This window comes from Campylobacter coli LMG 9860 (assembly GCF_000254135.1).
Lineage (GTDB): Bacteria > Campylobacterota > Campylobacteria > Campylobacterales > Campylobacteraceae > Campylobacter_D > Campylobacter_D coli.
Window position 1 is genome coordinate 1 of record NZ_AINS01000018.1, and the last position, 17,530, is coordinate 17,530.

20 protein-coding genes are annotated in these 17,530 nt (G+C 29.5%); 14 read left to right on the plus strand and 6 right to left on the minus strand.

The features are described 5' to 3' along the window. Nucleotides 1–800 precede the first annotated feature (800 nt). Genes CCO88_RS03115 through CCO88_RS03140 form a run of 6 tightly spaced genes read right to left on the minus strand, consistent with a single transcriptional unit; the run spans nucleotide 801 to nucleotide 5,272 of the window. Nucleotides 801–2,039, minus strand: a complete 1,239-nt coding sequence (locus CCO88_RS03115) for an RNA-guided endonuclease InsQ/TnpB family protein (RefSeq protein WP_002784330.1) — start codon at nucleotides 2,037–2,039, stop codon at nucleotides 801–803. After that, on the minus strand, nucleotides 2,026–2,496 hold the full coding sequence (tnpA, locus tag CCO88_RS03120) for an IS200/IS605 family transposase (RefSeq protein WP_079264562.1): 471 nt from the start codon (nucleotides 2,494–2,496) through the stop codon (nucleotides 2,026–2,028). The genes CCO88_RS03115 and tnpA overlap by 14 nt, the downstream gene beginning before the upstream one ends. A 27-nt stretch (nucleotides 2,497–2,523) precedes the next feature. Then, entirely contained in the window at nucleotides 2,524–2,757 is a 234-nt protein-coding gene (locus tag CCO88_RS03125; protein WP_002801540.1) for a MerR family transcriptional regulator, read from the minus strand. Between the two features lie 19 nt (nucleotides 2,758–2,776). Next, nucleotides 2,777–2,989 (minus strand): helix-turn-helix domain-containing protein, encoded by a 213-nt coding sequence (locus CCO88_RS03130; protein WP_002794878.1) that lies wholly within the window; start codon nucleotides 2,987–2,989, stop codon nucleotides 2,777–2,779. Beyond that, a complete protein-coding gene (locus tag CCO88_RS03135; protein WP_002839356.1) occupies nucleotides 2,986–4,482 on the minus strand; it encodes a UvrD-helicase domain-containing protein in 1,497 nt (498 codons plus the stop codon). Before CCO88_RS03135 ends, CCO88_RS03130 begins: the two co-directional genes overlap by 4 nt. Continuing rightward, the gene (locus tag CCO88_RS03140) at nucleotides 4,457–5,272 is read right to left on the minus strand and encodes a hypothetical protein (RefSeq protein WP_002839357.1); all 816 of its coding nucleotides are present in this window, start codon (nucleotides 5,270–5,272) and stop codon (nucleotides 4,457–4,459) included. The genes CCO88_RS03135 and CCO88_RS03140 overlap by 26 nt, the downstream gene beginning before the upstream one ends. Before the next feature lie 286 nt (nucleotides 5,273–5,558). On the opposite strand from CCO88_RS03140, the gene CCO88_RS03145 reads away from it, so the two are divergent. From CCO88_RS03145 to CCO88_RS10880, 14 genes are all read left to right on the plus strand, one after another. After that, the gene (locus CCO88_RS03145) at nucleotides 5,559–5,843 is read left to right on the plus strand and encodes a hypothetical protein (protein ID WP_002793349.1); all 285 of its coding nucleotides are present in this window, start codon (nucleotides 5,559–5,561) and stop codon (nucleotides 5,841–5,843) included. Nucleotides 5,844–5,924: 81 nt separating this feature from the next. Then, nucleotides 5,925–6,230 carry a type IV conjugative transfer system protein TraL gene (locus CCO88_RS03150; protein WP_002814424.1) on the plus strand — a complete coding sequence of 102 codons (306 nt, stop codon included), beginning with the start codon at nucleotides 5,925–5,927 and terminating at the stop codon, nucleotides 6,228–6,230. A gap of 3 nt (nucleotides 6,231–6,233) precedes the next feature. Further along, nucleotides 6,234–6,812: a TraE/TraK family type IV conjugative transfer system protein gene (locus CCO88_RS03155; protein ID WP_002793351.1), complete on the plus strand. Its 579-nt coding sequence runs from the start codon at nucleotides 6,234–6,236 to the stop codon at nucleotides 6,810–6,812. Then, nucleotides 6,809–7,621: a TraK domain-containing protein gene (locus tag CCO88_RS03160; protein ID WP_002793365.1), complete on the plus strand. Its 813-nt coding sequence runs from the start codon at nucleotides 6,809–6,811 to the stop codon at nucleotides 7,619–7,621. The genes CCO88_RS03155 and CCO88_RS03160 overlap by 4 nt, the downstream gene beginning before the upstream one ends. Continuing rightward, a complete protein-coding gene (locus tag CCO88_RS03165; RefSeq protein ID WP_002839361.1) occupies nucleotides 7,618–8,958 on the plus strand; it encodes a TraB/TrbI/VirB10 family type IV secretion system protein in 1,341 nt (446 codons plus the stop codon). Before CCO88_RS03160 ends, CCO88_RS03165 begins: the two co-directional genes overlap by 4 nt. A 12-nt stretch (nucleotides 8,959–8,970) precedes the next feature. Further along, entirely contained in the window at nucleotides 8,971–9,735 is a 765-nt protein-coding gene (locus CCO88_RS03170; protein ID WP_002793369.1) for a DsbC family protein, read from the plus strand. After that, a complete protein-coding gene (locus CCO88_RS03175) occupies nucleotides 9,732–10,733 on the plus strand; it encodes an SH3 domain-containing protein (RefSeq protein ID WP_002839364.1) in 1,002 nt (333 codons plus the stop codon). Before CCO88_RS03170 ends, CCO88_RS03175 begins: the two co-directional genes overlap by 4 nt. After that, nucleotides 10,702–11,205 (plus strand): SH3 domain-containing protein, encoded by a 504-nt coding sequence (locus tag CCO88_RS03180; RefSeq protein ID WP_002814426.1) that lies wholly within the window; start codon nucleotides 10,702–10,704, stop codon nucleotides 11,203–11,205. The genes CCO88_RS03175 and CCO88_RS03180 overlap by 32 nt, the downstream gene beginning before the upstream one ends. Then, nucleotides 11,202–11,648 (plus strand): hypothetical protein, encoded by a 447-nt coding sequence (locus CCO88_RS03185; protein ID WP_002839366.1) that lies wholly within the window; start codon nucleotides 11,202–11,204, stop codon nucleotides 11,646–11,648. The genes CCO88_RS03180 and CCO88_RS03185 overlap by 4 nt, the downstream gene beginning before the upstream one ends. After that, entirely contained in the window at nucleotides 11,645–14,173 is a 2,529-nt protein-coding gene (locus tag CCO88_RS03190) for a TraC family protein (protein ID WP_002839368.1), read from the plus strand. The genes CCO88_RS03185 and CCO88_RS03190 overlap by 4 nt, the downstream gene beginning before the upstream one ends. Further along, nucleotides 14,160–14,663, plus strand: coding sequence for a S26 family signal peptidase (locus CCO88_RS03195; protein ID WP_223208701.1), 504 nt, complete (start codon nucleotides 14,160–14,162; stop codon nucleotides 14,661–14,663). Before CCO88_RS03190 ends, CCO88_RS03195 begins: the two co-directional genes overlap by 14 nt. Beyond that, nucleotides 14,651–16,117 carry a conjugal transfer protein TraH gene (locus CCO88_RS03200; protein WP_002839372.1) on the plus strand — a complete coding sequence of 489 codons (1,467 nt, stop codon included), beginning with the start codon at nucleotides 14,651–14,653 and terminating at the stop codon, nucleotides 16,115–16,117. Before CCO88_RS03195 ends, CCO88_RS03200 begins: the two co-directional genes overlap by 13 nt. A gap of 8 nt (nucleotides 16,118–16,125) precedes the next feature. Beyond that, nucleotides 16,126–17,316, plus strand: coding sequence for a hypothetical protein (locus CCO88_RS03205; RefSeq protein WP_002839374.1), 1,191 nt, complete (start codon nucleotides 16,126–16,128; stop codon nucleotides 17,314–17,316). Further along, nucleotides 17,304–17,530: hypothetical protein (locus CCO88_RS10880; RefSeq protein WP_002839376.1), on the plus strand; the 227-nt coding region annotated here is incomplete at its 3' end. The genes CCO88_RS03205 and CCO88_RS10880, both read left to right, overlap by 13 nt.

The window sequence follows — 17,530 nt, forward strand, 5'->3', positions numbered from 1 at the left end:
GCTTTATAATAATCGCTTGTTTTTGCTTCATCTCCACAACCTGCTAAAAAAGCCAAAGCGCCTCAACCAATTAACCCACTAAAAATAAAATGTTTCATTGTTCTTCTCCTTGATTTGATATAGAAACAAAATATTTTAGCATTATTTTATTTCTATTTAAGAGCGTCTGAGTTTGATTTACTTCAAGTTTTTTTAATACAACCTGCATCTTTTATAAATTTATCCATTTTTACCTGTTGCATTATTCTTTGATTGCTAAGTAATGAGTAGATATGTTATTTTAATCTATAATAAGTGATTTTGATTTTTTGAGTGGTTTTTACAGTCTGCAATTTTTCATCAGGGTTTTGTTTAAGTTTTGCAATGAGTGTGGCTTTGTTTTAGAAAACTTTATATTGAAGTTTTAATTGTTGTTATGTATCATTAAATTTTTATCATAAAGAATTTTTAAAAAAAGAGATTAAATTCTACTTTAGATTTGGAGTGTTAAATAAGTAAAGTATTTGTTTAAAATATTATTTGTTAATTGAATAAGTTTGATTTGTTTTTGGATTATATATGAAATAATTAAAGTAATGGTGGATTTAGCAGGACTATAATTTATAGTTAAAACACCTAAAAACTTTATTCTAAAGTATATATCTTAAAAAAACATATACTTTAACATATACTTTTTAAAAAGTAAAAATTTATTATTTTTTACATAAAAAATTTAACTATTTTACTGAATGACACACTCCACACACGTGAATCACACTCGCTTATAGAAGCGAGTGCTTCCCAATTAAAGCCAAGTAACCTTAGCTAACACAAAGGGCTTGTTGTTTATAGTCTAACGAGTTAATTCCTAGCTCAAACGACTCTAAGGCACGATTTAAGATATTTATACTTGCGTTTATATCTCTGTGCATTTCATTGCCACACTCTTTGCAAATATAGATTCTATCACTAAGTCTTAAATCAGCTTTTATGCTTCCACATTTGCTACAAGTTTTACTTGTGTATTGTGGTGGTATTTTAGTAAATATTTTGCCGTTATGCGAAGTTTTGTATTCTAAAAAGCTTAAAAATTGATAGAATGAAGTATCTAGTATTGATTTATTCAAACCACTTTTTACTTTTACATTTTTTAGCTTGGCTCTTTTTGTCATATTTTTGGTTTGCAATGCTTCAACTGCTATCAAATCAAAATCATTTACTATTTGACTTGTAATTTTATGCTGTAAATCTTTTTTGATATTACTAGCTTTTTCGTAAATTCTATTTAGTTCAATTTGAGTTTTAAAGAAATTTGCACCTAATTTTACCTTTTCTTTTTTAGCTCTTAAAACTCTCCTTGATTGCTTTCTTTGGAGTCTTTTAAAGGCATTATCATATTTGGCTTTGCTTATTAGCTTTGAATTAGTTTTAATAAGTCTGCCACTGCTTAAAGCAATTTCATTGATATTTAAATCAATTCCTACTGCTTTTTTAATATCTAAATTTTGGCTAGATATTAAAGAAACACTAGGATTTTCATAAGTTATACTAAATGAGACAAAGTATTTATTATGAGACTTTGAGATTGTGATTTGATTTAGCTTATAATTTTGTGGCAAATCTTTGTGATAACGCATCTTTAAAGGCAATTTCATAAGATGAAATATTTTAAATTTTGGATTATTACTATCTTTGATTTGATAACCTTGATTATTCCAATTAAAGCTTTGTTTGGCAAATTTGGAGTTTTTAAATTTAGGAAAGCCTTTTGTTTTATCTTTTAAAGCTCTTAAAAGATTTATTCTAGCTTGTTGAGTAACGACACTCTTAAACGCTAACTCCCTTTGCCTTAAAATCTCTTTTACTTTGTTATCTAATTGCACGGCAGTTAAATAAGTTCTTTGTGATTTATCTAAATTTTTGTTTATTTGCATTTGCTTTTTTTGCAAATCTAAAATGATATTATAGGCTTGATTATAAATGAAAAATTGATGATTTAAAAGTTTTTGTTGCTCTAAATTTGGATATATACGATACTTAAAGCCTTTAGTTATTTGCATTTAAGAGCCTTTTACGCTTTGTGTTTTTGTATTGTTTTTTTACTCTATTATCTTCTATGCCTTGATTTTCTACATATTGTTTTAAAATATCAAGTGTAACTCCGCCTGTCGTAGCCAAAAAATAACTTCCACTCCAAAAGTATTGCTTCCACAAATACTGCTTTAAATGTGGAAATTCTTTTTTAATCAAACGACTTGAAGCTGACTTATAGGCGTTAATGAATTTTAGAAGTTCGCTTTTTGGTTTAGCCTTAAAAAGTATATGCAAATGGTCTTTGTCGTGGTTAAATTCTATTAGTTCTAGTGAGTAATTGTCATTTTTAGCAATATACTCAAAAATCTCTTTTAACCTAGCACAAATTTTATCATCGATTACTTCACGGCGATATTTTACTACTAAAATTAAGTGATATTGCAACAAAAATACCGAATGTAAAGATAGTATTATGCTTTTTATATGAAATTTGCTCTAGTTTTTACTAATTCACTTCATTTGCTTGCTTCCAGAGAGAATTTTAGCTATTTCTTCAATAGAAAATATTACAAAACGAGTTATATTCATTGATTCTATTTTTTTATTTTTTGTTAATCTATCTAAAGTCTGTAAAGATACACCAAGAATTTCAGCACATTCTTTTCTACTGAAGGTCATTTTTTTATATTTATTAAACAAAAAATCTCTCATTTCAACATGCTTATCTTTTACCGTACTGCCCATTTTTTCTCCTTAAATTTTTTTATGATAAACTATCTGTTTTTTGAAAATTAAGAATAGTTTCTTTTGATATGTAATAACCTTTTCCTAATTTGAGGCTTTTTAGAACACCTCTTGAGATCCATATACGAACTGTTGTATGAGTTACAGAGTGCATTTTTGCAACTTCATCGACAGAATAATAAGTCTGCTCTTTAAAGCTTCCATCTTCTTGTAGTTTTTTAATTATTTTCATTCTATTGTTATCCTTTCTAAATTTTTTTCTATAAAATCTTTTTCAAGCAAATAATCTTTGTTAATGTTTAAAGAATTTTTAGCTCTTGTAACTGCCACATACAAAAGATTTAATTCTTCTTTTGCTATGGTAATTTGTTCTCTTTCTTCAAGTTCTTGCTTGATGTTTAAAAAATCATCAATAATTTCAACATTATTCCACTCTAAACCTTTGCTTTTGTGTCCTGTGCTTAATACCAAATCAGCTTGTTCTTGTTTTTTAACACAGCTTTTTTCAATATCTTTGATAAGCTTTATAATATCGCTATGCACATATTTAAAAAGAACAAATATTTTTTGTTTTAAGTCAACCTCTTTAGTTTCGTTGATATATTCAAGAAGTTCTTTTAAGTCGGCAAATTTTGCAATAAACTGATTTTTGATATATTTGTGTTTTTTAAAAAGAAGGTTTTGTATGTCTAATAACTCATCAAAACTATAACTATTCACCCCTCCTACAAAAAATAATTTTTTATTCAAATTTTCTACTGCTATATCAAATAGTTTAGCATTAGTTCTGCATATTATAGTTTTTGCTTCATTTTCATTATTTCCCTTTCTTGATTTTAGCGTTCCTTTAAAATCTCTTGGGGCATTTAAAATTCCCAAATAAGAATTGGCAATAGTAGCTATGCTTTGTGGGCATCTAAAGCTTTGAGTTAGATACAAAATATGAGATTTTGGCATAGATGCTAATACTTCTAAGGAATTTACAGCACCTCTGAATTTATAAATGCTTTGGAATGTATCTCCTATAAAAACTTTTTTAGCTTGCTTTTGGTTAAGCACAATATCAATAACACAAGCATTAATATCTTGTGCTTCATCTACTAATATAAAATCATATTCTAATTTTGGCTTTGAAAGTTGATAGGATTTCAAATAAAAATCGTGTTCATAGACAAGAGCGCAATCTTGACTTTGTAAATCATTCCACAATTTTTCTGTTTTTTTTGAAATATAAGATAAATCCATTTTTGGACTAATTTCATATTTAGAAGGCTCTTTTGCTATTTCTTTTAAAAATTCTTTTGGCTCAAGATTGCTATTACAAAAATATCGAACAGCTTTTAAAATAGCAGTTGCATAAAAACTTCTAACATCTTCTTTTAAATCTCCTATAAAATCAAATAAATCTATAGCTCTTAAGCTTCCCAATCTATCTTTATATTTTTTTTGAACTTCTAACTCTACATATGCAAGAGAGTGCATGGTTTTAACTTCTACATTTTTTAAGTGTTTGAATTTAGTCTCAGCTTCTTTTCGCATGGAAGAGTTATAAGATAGATATAAAATTTTAAAATCTTTTCTTGCTTCACAAAATTGCACTAGAGTAGAGGTTTTTCCTGTGCCTGCGTAAGCATTCACTATTAATATATCATCAATATTAAAATCAACCACAGCTTGTTGCTCTTCAGTGAGAGAATTTTTAGTTTGCGAACAAGAAATTGACACTATTATTTCCTTTATATTCAAAGGTATTTTTGTTTTCATTAAATTCAATTTTAAAATTAGAAAAAATATTTTTACTTACCTTAATTTCTTGTTTTATTTTTCTAAAATAACGATCTTTTGTATTGATTTCTAGCCCTAAAGCAATTAAAAGATTTTCAAGAGTTATATTGATTTGATTGTGACTTAGAAAAAAACGGATAATGGATTTTACTAAAGAATTTTCAATTAAAACAATAGATTGTATTTCTTTATTGTAATTTATAGCGATAGTTTTTTGGTAGAAGTCTAAATATTCTTTGCTTAAAATAATACCCCCAAAATCACCCTTTTCATTATATCCCATGGCGGAAATAATATGAAAATAAAATTCGGTTTGGTTTTCTAATTTAATTTTAATTACGGCTCCCATTATATCTTCTAAAATATTTTTAAACCATTTATAATTAAAGCCTGCATCGCCATAGCTTTTAAGCACATTGCTAATACAAAAATCAACGCTAATTCTTTGATCTTTTAATATTTGAATTTTTGTATTATTTAAAATAATAAGATCGAGTATATCCTTATGAATTTGTGTGAGTAAAGAGCCTCTTATAGTGACATTCCCCCACTGTGTATTAATAGTGCGAGTTCTTTTATTTTTTAGAAAATCTTTATAAATAGCTGATGATGGAGTATACCTTTTAATAGGTGCAAACACAGGTAGTCTTATTTCTTGAATACTACAAGTGCTATTTTGTTTTTTGTATCCGAGTTCTAAATGTTCTATTTTATTTTCTAAATTATCCATCGTTATTTTTAAAATTAAATTTTTTTTTATAATTTTATTATATATAATATTTTTTAAAAAAAAATAAATAACAATGTTTTTTAAGCTTTAAATAAATTAAAAATACTTATAATAGCATAACTTTTTTTAATATACATAATTATAATTAAACTTTTTTTAATATAATAAGTTTAGTTATTTAAGTTTAAAATAAGATATATTATATAAAAATATATCCTGTTTTAAGTATATAAAAGAAGCTCCAATCTGGGCTAAGAGCTACACAAGTCCAAATTGTGAGGTTTTTATGAAAAAGAATTTTTTTCTCCTAGCTTTACTTCTAGGGTTTTTCATTACAAGTGCTTTTGCAGGAAATACTGATAGTATTGGTGCAAAAGGGCTTTGGGATATTGTAAGTGGTTGGTTAAATGATACTTATGTTTCAAGAATTATAGCCTTGCTACTTTTTTGTGTTGGCGTTTGGAGAGCTTTTGCAGGTTCAATTTTGCAATTTTTCTTAATGCTAGGTTTTGCAGTACTTGTTACTCAGGGAAGTACGATCATTGAAACTATCAATTCTGCTACATTTTAATAAAAAGGGTATAAAAACCCTTTTTTATTTTTCTTGAGATTTTTTAATGAAATTTCAATAAATATAAAAAAGGAGTTAATTTTGGCAAAAACTGAAAATGGTTATGTTGAAATAAATAAATTTATAGATACAAAACCTATGTTTGGTAATTGGGAAGTTGATACTTTAGCTATATTTTGTATATTTATAGCTACTGCAATTATGTTTGCTAAAGGTCTTGTTGCCTATGGAATAATTATTACTTTTGGGGTTGTAGCTGCAAAATATTATGAGAAGTTAAAAAAGTCAAGAGTAAAAGGTTTTTTCTTTCATATCATTTATATGCTAGGTTTAAGACAACCTAAAACTTTGCCTCCTTCGTATATGAGATATTTTTTAGGAGCTTAGAAAATGTTATTTGATAAATATAAAAATCAGATGGATAAATATATATTTGAAAATATTACCTTCCGTATTGTAACGCTTATTTTATCCTTTGTTATTTTAGTGCTTATTTGGGTAATTCTTGCAAGAACAGACTCGCAAAAAGTTGTATTTATGCCGCCAAAAATTGTTAATCAGGAATTTTGGATTGCGGGAAATCAGGTTTCGAAAGGATATTTGCATGAAATGGGACAATTCATATCTTTTAACCTTTTAAATATTACCAAAGAAAATGCAAGAAATAATATAGACAACTTGCTTACACTTGTAGATCCAAAATTTTATCAAGAAGTAAAAACAAAACTTTTGGAGCAAATGAATTATATTATTGATAACGCAATTAGTCGCACTTTCTTTGTTTCTGCTATTGATGCGGATACAAAAGGACAAATTAAAGTATTTGGAGTGGTTAAAGATATTATATCCGATAAGGTGGTTCGCTCATCTCAAAGTGTTTTGAAAATTAATTATATTATCGAACAAGGAAGATTTATTCTCAACGATCTTTCTATAGAAGAAGAAAAGAATAACAAGGAGAAAAATTGAAAAAAGTAATATTATCGGCTTTGACTTTAAGCACTAGCTTATTTGCTATTAATGTTATTGATAATCCTTCGAGCGATATTATCAATATTAATGTTTCAAATAGCAGTGTTAATCGAATTGTACTACCTACTCAAATTTTAGATGTAGCATACTCTAAAGAAAAAGGTATAGATATTAAGATCTCAGGAAATCAAGCTTTCATTAAATTCCTACCTATCCAAAAAGAACAAGTTAGAAGTGTAGGAAAAGATAGATATGAGCCTGTGGGTGAACCTGAAATTGTTTATGATAAAGCAAAAGGTTCTGAAGTTTTTTTTGTGACTGCAAATAGAACCTATTCTTTTGCATTAAATCCTAAAAATATGGATGCTGAAACTGTAATTATTAATGATTTTAGCGCACAAAAAGATGAAATTTTAAAATATGAAAGTGATGATCCTTATATGTCCACTATGGCAAAAATAACTGAGAGTATTTTAAAAGGTGGAGTTCCACAAGGATATAAGATTAAAAAGATTAATAAAGTTGCTTCAAGCGACAAAACCTTAACCACAAGAGAGCTAACTAATTATGATGGTCTGCTTTATAAAGCAACTTTACTTGAAGTTGAAAACAAAACTGATAAGGCAATAAGACTAAATCCTAAAGATTATATTTCTATTGCAAAAGAAGCTCCAAAGGCTATAAGTATTTATTACAACAATGAAGTAAATCATTTATTACCTTATTCTAAAGCACAAATTATAATCATTACTAAAGGCGGAAGAAATACAAATGGCGGTGTATTTGATGGGGGGATGTCAAAATGAAAAATCCTTTTATAAAGTTTTTTAGCAATGATAAAAGTCCTATCGATGCACAGAAAACTCAAAATAAAAACAAGGTTTTAATTTTTACAGGTATTTTTGTGATTACAGGAGCTTTACTTTTTTTAGTAGGCGGTGGCGATAAAAAAGAATCTAAAGAAAAAGTAGGCAATTTTAATCTTGTTCAAGATGATCCTATGGCTAAAACAAGGTGGGTAGGTGAAGCAAGTGATGATCTTACTTTAGCTAAAAAAAGAGTGGATAACTTAGATACTCGTAATAAAGAACTTTCAAAACAAGTAAGTGATCTTAAAAAAATTGTCACCGATATGAAAAAAGAAAATGATGCAAATAAAAGAAATTATGAATTAAATTTAAAAAATATGCAAGAAGCGCAGAAAAAAGCTATGGAAAGTACTCCTGCAACTGTTTTAGAAGACACTCCAAATAATAAAGAAGAAGATTTATATAAGAATTTTCCTCAACCAAATAAAAATGCAGCAAATACACAAAAACCAAGTGATTATGGCTTAACACATTTTGGTGATGTTCCTGAATTAAATGAGGTTACACAAACAAGATATACACCGATTCAAGATTCTCTTTCTTTTACAAACATTGCTAAACCTGAAGAAAAGGAAAAAGTAGAAAAAAAGTCGACTAGGCATGTCATTCCTACAGGCTCGATTGTAAAGGCTGTTTTACTCTCAGGTATGGATGCCCCTACGATGACTCAAGCAAAAACTGAGCCATTGCCTGTACTCATGAAAGTTACTGATCTTTCTATTTTACCAAATCGATGGGGTTATGATATTAATGAATGTTTTTTAATGGGCGAAGGATATGGGGATTTAACAAGTGAAAGAGCATATATTAGAGTTAATAATATTTCTTGTGTTACTAACAAAGGACAAAAAATTGACATGGCAATGAAGGGTGCTGCAACCGGTGAAGATGGTAAATTAGGCTTGCGTGGTGAGGTAGTTACCAAGCAAGGAGCTTTGCTTGCTAGGACTTTAATTGCAGGTTTTTTACAAGGCGTAGGAGAAGGTTTTGCTAATCAAAATCAAATCGTAACTCAAAACGGTTTTGGTGGAACTACAACAACAAATAGTGATATGAGTGCGAGCGCTACTTTGCAAGCAGGTGCATTTAAAGGGCTTTCAAAAAGTGCCGAAAAACTTGCAGATTTTTATCTAAAAATGGCAGATCAAGTTTCCCCTGTAATTGAGATTGCAGCAGGTAGAGAAATTAACATTATCACCACAGCTACTTTGGAGTTAAAAACCTTAGAAGAACAACAACAAGATAGCGCAAAGAAAAATAACAATAAAAAATAAGGAGAAAAATACATGAAAATCTTTTCTAAAATAATTTTAGGCTCTTTAGCTTTAGCAAGCTTACTTCATGCTCAAACTCTTATTGAACAACAAGAAGAATCATTGGTTAAAGGTGTTATTCCTTCAACAAAAATAGCTAAAGTAGAAAGAAGTCAAATTGATGGATTTTATAAGGCTTATTTGGATAATGGAAATATCTTATATGTTAATCCTTTTAAAAGGGTAATATTTATCGGAGAACTTTATACAAATACAGGTGTAAGTTTAACAGCCAATGATAGAGATGCTTGGCAAAGCGAAGTTAGCGCTAAACAAGCTAAAGACTTAAATTTAAAAGAAGTCACACAATACGCTAAAAAAGTAGATTTTGGAAAGGGTTCTAAAAAGTATGAGTTTGTTCTTTTTACCGATCCTGAATGTCCGTTTTGCGCAAGAGTAGAAGAGCTTTTTATCAAAAAAGATGTTAGTGTTTATGTAAATTTCTTTCCTTTAAGTATTCACCCTCATGCTGAACAATGGAGTAAAGAAATTTTATCTGCGCCTGATTTCAAAGAAGCTCTAATTAAACTTAGAGAAACTCAAAAAGATTTAGAAGTAAAAATTACTCCACAGGCTGAGCAAACTCTTAAAAATATGAGAGAATTAGGTGAAAAGCTAAATATTATGGGTACTCCAAAACTTTTAGTAGTGGATAAAAAAAAGAAAAAAATCATTGATGTAATTGATGGAGCAAATATGCAAAAAATCAATTCTTATTTAGATAAGGATAAGCAATGATTAAAAACGGTGTAATTACATTATCTTTAGCTGCCTCTATCTTTTTAGGAGCTTGCTCTATGTTGCCTTATAAAGAAAACTTTTCTTGTGAAAAAGGAAAAGATAACGGAATGTGTGGCTCGGTGACTGAAGTGTATGATCTTAGTTCTGATATGGATGAGCTTAGAAAAAAAACAGATAGAGAATATGAGCAAAAACATCCTGAGGTAAAAGCTGAAGCAAAAACTAAAGCTGAACAAGAAGCAAGAGATAGTTTTAGAACCTTAAAGCTTCAAGAAATGGTTGAATCTGTAGAAATTCGTAAAATTCAAAATGAAACGCCTACTATTTTTAGATATTACTTAAGCGAAGAAGAGGCAAGCAATAAAGCTGATGTCGCTTTAATCAGTGAAAATGATAAAGAAAGCAAGGCAATTCGAAAAGATTTGAAAAATCAAACTAAAAAAGCAAATTCGCAAACAAATAAGAATACAAAAAATGGTAAAAATACTCATTTAAAACATTCTAATAAATCTGCATCTAAAAATGATAGCAAGATAAAAAATAATGCCAATAAAGAAACCAATATTAATAAACTTTATGATGGCATTAAAATCTATGACAATAACGAAAGCGGAATAAAAGATGCAAATCTTACAAATAAAGAAGGTAATGCAAGCTCAGTCAATACTTTAGATATAAATTTTACGAAATCTAATGCTGAACAAAATCTTTCAACTGCAAATACAAATACAAATGGTATTGATAAAAATTCACAAGTTACTAATGAGCCTGCTATAGATTGTTCTGTAAGTTCGGATTCAAAAATCACTCAAATTAATGGCAAGGTTAAAGTTTGTGTTTATCACGCAAATATTAGAGAAATGCCTTCTTGCAAAGCTCTTGTTTTAAGGGTGGCTAACCAAGGCGAAGAATTAGAAGCTTTGTATGAGCAAGGCGGATGGATTAAATTAAAGGATGGAACTTATGTACATAAAAGCATCGTTACAAAAGATTAGTTTAGTAAGTTTAGCTTTGGCTTTTTCTTTAACAAACCTAAGCGCTAAAGAAGCTCAAACAAGCGAATATGATAATAACTTGTTATTGAAAAAAGCTGTTTTGAAACTTTATAGAGAAAATCAAGAACTTGAAAAAAGAGTAGCAGTTTTAGAGGAAAAATTAGGCATTCCAAAACCTGAACAAAACGCTTCGGTTATAAATCCTAAACCTTTAGATCAAAACGCTTTTGTATTTTTATCAAGGGTAAAAGATGAGTTTAAAAAAGGTAGAAAAATAGTTTTAGGACAAGCCATTAAAGATGCAAAATACTATTCTAAACCTTCAATCTCATCTAGGGTAGTGGGTAATGTAGCTAAAGGCAAAAGAATTATCATTAAAGGCGTTACAGAACAAAATGGCAACGCATGGTATAAGATCGAAGATTGGATGTATATTGATGCAAGTGCTGTTTCATTTAGGAGTAAAAAATGAATAAAAAATCTATATTAATTTTATGCGCAACGCTACTTTTTACAGCATGTGCAAGTAAACAACAAATCACTAAAGAACCAAGTGTTGATGCTCAATTAAAATTACTTGTTGATGGTGGTATGAAATATACGGATTTAGACAAACAAGATGAAGATGAACTTATTCGTGGATTGCTTAAGAATTCACCTTCTTTTGCACAAAGCAATCAACAAAGTGCAGTAAAAGAAAACATGGTGAAGTTGCCAAATAATATGCCTTTGTTTAGACAACCTTTATTTGCACAAATGGTTGTTTTTCCTTATGTAAGCGATGATGGTATTTATCACGGCTATAGTGAAAGTTGGCTAAAAATCAAAGAAGGCGAGTTTGTTCTTAGCGACCCAAGAAGCAAACAGGATTCAAGTGAAAGAATTTTTGATATGAATGATGTAGGTACAAAATGAGTTTAAGTGATTTTATTAACGAAAAATTAGGTATTAATCAGTCTGTAAAGAAGATTACTTCTTTGCAGACTAATGTGTGGAACGCTTGCATGCAAAGATATAAATTTTCAGACTTTTTACCTTATATGAGCTACGATTCTCAAAAAGAATATTATATTAATAATGATAATTCTTTTGGAACAGTTTTTTTGTGTTCTCCAAGAATTAGAATGGGTGAATCTACTGCTGTTGCTGTTGAAGAAATGCTAGGCAAATTGCCTGAAAATATGTTTATACAATTTACACTTTTTGGAAGTAAAAATATCAAAGATATAGTTGAGTACTGGAAATACATGCACCTAGAAAGAGCTGATAGAGAAAATAATGAGCTTTTGTTTAAGGCAATTAAAAATATGGAAGAGTTTTATTATTCCAAAACCAAAGAAGGTATTTCAAGTTCTATGACTACAAGATTAAAAAATTACTATCTTTTAGTTTCTATAAAATCTAATAGCGAAGAAGATGTAATTTCTTATAAACATATTTTGAAAAATATTCTTACTTCAAATAATTTTTCACCTGTTGTAGCTGAGCCTGAGGTTTTAAAACCTATGCTTTACGAGCTTTTTAATGGTAATCATGATATTAATAATATTCCAAATTATGATAGGACTTGCTATCTTAATAGACAAGTTATTATGCCTACAACAGAGATTTTAATTAAAGATGATGAATTAAAAATAGATGGTAGAAGTTTTATTAGTTTAACACCACAATCATTTCCGCAAGAAGCACATATTGGTGATTTTGGGGAAAAATTAGGTGATTATATTAGTAGGGCTTTGGATAATAATCAATTCAAAGATACTTTTTTAATTACTGCTTCTGTTTGTGCTTTATCTAAGAAAAAAACCGCACGAGTAAAAGATAATCATTCTATGCTTTTGACACAAAAATGGAGTGAAAATATTTTTAGACAGTTTGCAGCAGCCAGAAAAGAAAGCGTTTCTATACTTGAAAGAATAGATAATCAAAAAGAAAAGCTTTATGCTTTTGATTTGAATGTTATAGTTAGTGGTGATAATTATAATGAAGCTTCTTTAAATGCAAGCACTATTATTTCTTATTGGAATAAAGGCGGTAGTAAAGCTATTGTGCTTGATGAAGCTTTAGGAATTCATCAACTTAATCTTATTGCTTCTTTACCTATGGGGATTAATAAAGAATATATGTTTGATATTACTGTAAAATATCGTTCTATGTTTCCTGATCAAATTTCACAATTCATTCCTTTAGAAGCAGATTTTAAACTTAATATTCCAAATTTGATTTTATTTTCAAGAAGAGCGCAAATTGCAGGACTTGATTTGTTTGTTTCAAGTTCAAATTATAATGCTTATTTGGTTGCTACTTCAGGTGTTGGAAAATCAGTGCTATTGAATATGCTTGCTTTTAATTCTTATGCTAGAAATGATAGAATTTTCATTATCGATCAGGATAACTCTTTTATTAATATTTGTGATGCGGTAGGAGGGCAATATCTTGCGCTTGATCCTTCAAAACCTATCAGCTTTAACCCTTTTAGCGGCTTAAAAAATAATGATAGAGATTCTTTCGCAGAGGATTTGGAATATCTATCAAGGTTGATTTATATGTTGGGAAGTTCTAAAAATCAAGATAGAGCCTTAGAAGATGAAAGACTTATTAAAGCTAAAACACAAGCAATTATGGAGGAGCTTTTTTTATCAAAAGGCAATACTATGGAAGTTACAGATATTAGAGATGAACTTGCCAAAGTAGATGATCAACGCTTTAGAGATTTTGCAGATCAATTACGCCCTTTCTGTAAAGAAGGAATTTATGGCAAATATTTTAATGGTCCTTGTGAGTTTAATATAGAAAAAGAATTTATTGTAACTGAATTTAAAGGGCTTGAAGGGTATGATGATTTAAAAGATCCGCTTATCATGCTTTTAATCTATCATATTAATCAGCTTATGTATATGAGTACAGATAGAAAATCAAGAATTCAAATCATCATTGATGAGGCACACCGTTTCTTAGGAAAAAATCCAAAAATGGATGACTTCATCGAACAAGCTTATCGCCGTGCTAGAAAATATGGCGCTTCTGCAATTATTGCAACTCAAGGTTTTGATGATATCTATAATGCTAAAGATGGAGGATTAAGTCGTGCAGGAACAGTTATTGTAAATAACTCAGCCTATAAGATTTTTATGAAACAAACTGAAACTTCTGTTAATATGTTAATTAAATCAGAAGTGTTTTCCCTAAGTGAAACTGATAAAGAAATTTTGCGTTCTATTAGGACTATAAAAGGAGAATATTCAGAACTCTTTTTGATGACTCCTGATGATGTGAAATTGCCCTATCGTTTAGTATTGGATAAGTATTTTTACTATCTTACTACTACCGATGCAACAGATAAAGCTAAAATCAAAGAATTAACCGATCAAGGAATACCTTTAGGAGAAGCCATTGATTTACTTGCCAATACTAAGACAAAAAGCAATGAAGCTAAGTAAAAATCAAATTAGAACGCTTATTAATAAAGCTTTATTTGTTCTAATTGCTTTTATTATTGGAAATATAGTTGTTTCAGCTTTATCTCAATTTTATGGAATAGGCGTAATTCATACCAAAAGCATCGATAAAGATGTTTTCATATATCAAAAAAAGTTTCAAGGAGATTTAAAAGATTCTTTAATTTATTTTTCTTTACCTGTGCAAACAAGATATTTTGATAAAAATTCTAACTTTGGAAAATATGTAAGATGTAAAGAAGGACAAGCATTAAGTGTGAAAGATTTGAAATATTATTGTGACAATGTTTTTTTGGGTATTGCTCAAAAAACAGATAAGGATGGAAATAAAGTAGAACAATTTATATTTAACGGAGTTATACCAAAAGATAAATTTTTTGTAATGGGAACACATCCTAGAAGCTTTGATAGTAGGTATTGGGGCTTTGTAGATAGAAAAGATATTAAAGGAGTTTCTATATGGGCATTTTAAAAAAGAGGGTCATAATTTCTGCTATTGCATGTGCATTTTTGTTGCCAAGCGCTTTAAATGCAAATTTATCAAGCTTTATTCAAAACAATTTAGGCAGTTCTATCACTTCTGAAAATTCAGGTTATTATAAATCTCAGGTTTCAGGTTTTATTAGTGGTGGTAGTTCAAGAATTAGATGGGGTGGTGGTGAAACTATACGCCCTTATTCAGTAACTGCGCCAAGTTTTAATGTGGGGTGTAGTGGTATTGATATGATCTTTGGTGGATTTTCTTATCTTAATTTTGAGTATTTGGTTGAAAAACTCAAAAAGATTGCTTCAGCTGCGCCTGCCTATGCTTTTCAAATGGCACTTTCTACGCTTTGTAAAGATTGTCAAACCATTATGGATGAGCTTGAAAAAATAGCAAATGCTATTAATAGTATGAACTTCGATACTTGCCAAATGACAACAAATTGGACTAATAAATTTGGAAAAATGCTCAGTTCTAATACGGAAAGTGGACAAAACGATAGTTGGTTAACTTCTTTTGCTAAAGGCATGGAAGGAACAGCTCAAACGGTACAAAATTTTGCTAAAGAAGCAAATGCTTTTGTAAATGGAACAACTCCTGATAAAAGCGGTGAAACAAATGCAGCTAAAATTTTAAAACAAGGATCAATTATTCAAAAAATAATTGAAAAAGGTAAAGCAAGTTTTTTTGCTGATGCTTTTGGAGAAAATCAATATGAAGATATTTTAAGGGGTGTTTTTGGTGATTTGGTAGCTTATACTGAAAAAAGCACTTCTATCACTAATAAGAAAATGAGTGATCCTGAAAAAGTTATGTTAATAGGTCCTACTTTAAATACAGACAAATTCATTGAAGCGCTATGGAATAAAAATGGTGAAAATAAATCTATAACGCTTGAATTTACAGCTTATACGATCAACAAAGATGAAAATGGTTTGTATCAAGAACCTGTAGGAAAAGAAACAAAAGTAACCATAGATAAAGATATTCGCTCTTTATTAATTGAAAAATTTAAAGCTATCGTTACAAAAATCAAGGCAAAAACTTCTTTAGATGATGCGGATAAAAACTTAATTAATGCTGCACCTTTGCCTGTTGCCGATATTTTAAATATTGAAGCATCAACAGGACTTAATGGGGATGCCGTTTACGAATTTGTGGCGCTTTTAATGGTAGATGCTTTTGTTAATGAGCTTTTTAATGAGTTTATAACAAATATCAATACCGTACAAGGCTTAGATCCTAAATTTTCAAGCGATCATAAAGATGATCTTGCTAAATTCAATGCAGCTGTTGCTAAAGTGCAAGAAACTACAAGAGCTCTACTTAGTGAAAATGCACAAGCTATTATTAGAGATAATCAGCAAGTTGATTCAATTAGAAAAATCATTTCGAATTTCTATGGAGTTAGCGATATATTCAATTATGGAACAGGTAGATAGGAGAAAGCATGAGAAAATATCTTTTTTTAATTTTTGTAGTTTGTAACTTTTTACAAGCTGCAAATAATGCTGCTGCTGAAGGCAATAGTTTTGGTTCACAGTTAAATAATTATTTCAAGTCAAATGCTGATGCGGCTATTAATTCACTCACAAATGGAGGTGAAATTAGAACAGTCGATGGAAAACAAAAAGCTAATGTACAAATGACTTGCGATGAATCTAAGAGTGGAGAATTTTTAAATATAGATTACACAGGTACAAGCGATATCAATATTAAAATTAAATTTGATAAAAATGTTGATGGCAAAGTAGATAAGATTTGGAGTTTTGATAATGTTAGCGGAATATGCACCAATGGCGTTGTTAAGTGTGATAAAAACTCATGGAATAATTGTGAGTATTTTCAGTATAACTATGGCGATAATATTAATCTTGTTAAAACTACAATTGATAATTTAAATGGATGCTACTGTATTAATAGTTCTTGTGGTTCTGCAGCGGCAAAAAATAGAGATAAAATTCTTTCTGATATTGCAGGTCCTATCTACTCAGCATTATCTGCAAAAACTCAACTTGTTCTTTCTAAGACTACTAAAGTAGGCAGCGCCTTAAGTTATAGAGGACAGGACTATTCCGTATGTGATAATTATGGACAAGCAGTTAATATTGATTCATCGAGTAATTTAGAAGGTTTAGGACAAGAATTAGCGGCTTCACAATCAAACAATGAAAACAGTGTTTATTCTGTTTTCCACAAAGGAACGGATAATACAGTACCTAAAGATGAAAACTTCAATAATAAGGTTTCAAATAGTTCAGTATCGATTGATCAAAGTGCTAAATATTCAAAAGGCAGTTCAAAAATAGATTTTTCTTACATAGATACTACGAGTGGAAAAAATGTTGCGGGCGATATGCAAGCTACTCCTGATGTAGATGCTAAGTTTTGCGAAGTGAATGTAGCCAAAGAAGATACTTCAGCTTTCAACGATGGAACTAATAGAGAAAACTCAACAAACAATACTACAGTATATCAAAGTGAGATAAGAGAATGCACTAACAATTGGACTAAATGCCCTGTTAATGGAAAAAATGAAACTTTAAAGCATGATTGTGGAAAAATCAATGATATGGGTGAAGCTTTAGCACAATTATCAGCACTTGATGAAGCAAGTAAGGATATGGTATGTTCAAAATAAAAACTACTCCAAAGGTGGTAAGTCTTTGGAGTAGGGCTTTACAGAAGGCGGTTAGCTACTTTTTAGATTTAAAGAATATTTTTCTTATCTCTTCTCTAAAAAGTGTGATTAACACTGCGGTAACCGCAATGAATGTATTTAGAAAATCCATTGTGGACTCCTTTTTAGGTGTGATTTCCTCCCGCATACCCAACTTAATAGCCAAAAAAAAAGC